2 protein-coding genes and 1 pseudogene are annotated in these 2,163 nt (G+C 69.5%); 2 read left to right on the top strand and 1 reads right to left on the bottom strand.

Annotation, left to right across the window (positions count from 1 at the left end):
* On the top strand, nt 1–777 hold a 777-nt coding region (locus D180_RS14105), incomplete at its 5' end, for a DUF3298 and DUF4163 domain-containing protein (protein ID WP_017913310.1).
* A gap of 137 nt (nt 778–914) precedes the next feature.
* Entirely contained in the window at nt 915–1,448 is a 534-nt protein-coding gene (locus tag D180_RS14100; RefSeq protein ID WP_017913309.1) for a MarR family transcriptional regulator, read from the top strand.
* 266 nt (nt 1,449–1,714) lie between these two features.
* Here the strand turns inward: D180_RS14100 and D180_RS14095 are convergent.
* A pseudogene (locus tag D180_RS14095) lies at nt 1,715–2,163 on the bottom strand (hypothetical protein); the annotation flags it as partial.

The following is a 2,163-nucleotide window of genomic DNA, read 5'->3' as shown; positions in this document are numbered from 1 at the left end:
AAACGCGAGGAACCGGCTGCCGCACCGGCGCCCGCCGCGGCACCGGCACAAAGCGAGGCCGCCGCGGTGCCGGAGCCGGCGCAGGCCACGCCGCCGGAACTGAAGGACATCGTCGAACACAGCCCCAGCTATGTGGTCGGCATCACTTTCCCGCCGTCGATCAACCGCTATCCCGGACTGGCCGAGGCGGCCAACCGTTATGCGCAGAGCGCGCGCAGCGAGCTGATGGAAGCGGTCGACGGGCTCGGCAACGATCGCCCGCGCGCGCCCTACGAACTCTCGCTGCAGTTCGAGATGCTGCTGGAGCGTCCGGACCTGGTCGCACTGAGTGCGGATGGCAGCCGCTACACCGGCGGCGCCCACGGCGAACCGCTGGTGGCGCGTTGGGTGTGGTTGCCGCAGCAGCAGCGCATGTTGACGGCCGAGACGCTGATCCCGGATGCGTCGCACTGGAAGCAGGTGGCCGGTTACGTTGCTGCGCAACTGCGCCAGGCGGTGCAGACGCGGGTGGATGCCGAACAGGTGCCGCCGGAGGACCAGGACGAGCAGGTGCGCAGCGCCAGCAAGATGATCGCCGAAGGCACCGAGCCGCGGCCCGGCAACTTCAGCCAGTTCCAGCCGTTGGTCGACGCGGCGGGCAAGATCACCGCCTTGCGCTTCGTGTTCCCGCCGTACCAGGTGGGGCCGTACGCCGATGGCACGCAGACGGTGGACGTGCCGGCCAGCGTGCTGCGCGAGCTGGTGGCACCGGAGTACGCGCCGCTGTTTGCCGCCTGAGCGATGGCCGGCGCGCCAGTGCTCGTCGGCGTGCGGTGCACTGCGTCGACAGCGTGCGGGAACGCAATGCATGCCCTCGTCGGGACGCTGCGCAATGGGTAGCATTGGCGGCTACCCCCACTTGCAATCGATTTCTTATGGGCAGTTTCGATCAGACCGAGCGGCGCGTGGCGCACACCTGCGCGCGCTATCCGGCCTTCCCGCGCGAACCCGCCGTGCTGGTCCGGCTGGTCAAGCACCTGTACAAGCGCGTGCATGCCAACGCCAGCGGCGTGCTCAAGGCGTACGGCATCAGCCCGCCGGAGTACGAGATCCTGATGATGCTGTACGGCACGCCCGAGCAGTGCATCACCCCCACCGAGGTGGCCGAGGCCGCCAGCGAGAAGCCGGCCAACATCACCCGTCTCACCGACAGCCTGTGCAGCAAGGGGCTGCTGTCGCGCACGGCCAGTCCGGAAGACCGGCGCAAGGTCGCGCTGACCCTGCAGCCGGCCGGCATCGCCCTGATCGAACGCCTGCTGCCGGACGTGTGTGCGTTCCTGGAGACGGAAACCGCGGCGCTGGATGCCGGCGAGCAGCAGCAGCTGGAGATATTGCTGAAGAAGATGCTGGCCGGCATCGATGGCCTCGACGCTGCCGCCGAGTCGAAGACGCAGGCGACGCTGCCCTGAGGGCACCTCGAAGAAGGTACGTCCGCGGCATCGAGCGTGAGGCGATGTGCTGTAGGAGCGGCTTCAGGACGTCTCTAATAACGCGTTATTGCCGCGGCTCGGCATGATGTCCTTTCTCGATTGTAGGAGCGGCGTCAACCACGACGGGCGTTCCCGGTAACGCCTGTCGCGGCTGAAGCCGCTCCTACCGAACGTGTTCCGGCGTGCTTCGGAGGTGCGCCAAGGCGCGTTGTCCATCCCGAAGCAAGCGGGGCATCGGCCTGTTGCTAGCGCCAGCCGCGCGCGCGCGCGCGCTGTTCGCCGTCGGCATCCAGCGCCTCGCCGGCGATCCGTGCATCCACCGCCTGCAGCACGGCGGCCGGCATCGGGCTGGCCGCCATGCGCATGCCGCCGCCGTCGTGGCGTTCGCCGGCGGGCACCAGCAGTTCCACCCGCCATGCGCCGTCGCGTTGGCAGGTCAGGCCGGCGCTTGCACTCGGCAGGGCGAAGGTGCGGCAGTAATGGCCGTCGTGATCGCGGAAGCTCAGGCCGATGCGCACGCTTCCCTGGGACTGGCCGGACAACTGCTGCGTCAGTGCCTGCGCCAGCGCGCCCTCGGCGACGCCACCCTGGGCCGCCGCGACCGTCGGGCCGTGCGCATCGCCCTGCGGCAATTGCCGCTGCGCGATCCACAGCCCCAGCAACAGCGCCGCAGCCAAGGCCGCCGGCAGCGCCC

The organism is Xanthomonas sp. SHU 166 (assembly GCF_000364685.1).
In the GTDB taxonomy this organism is placed as follows: domain Bacteria; phylum Pseudomonadota; class Gammaproteobacteria; order Xanthomonadales; family Xanthomonadaceae; genus Xanthomonas_A; species Xanthomonas_A sontii.
Note: the sequence above shows the minus strand (reverse complement) of the source record. Positions and strands in the feature narration are given on the sequence as shown.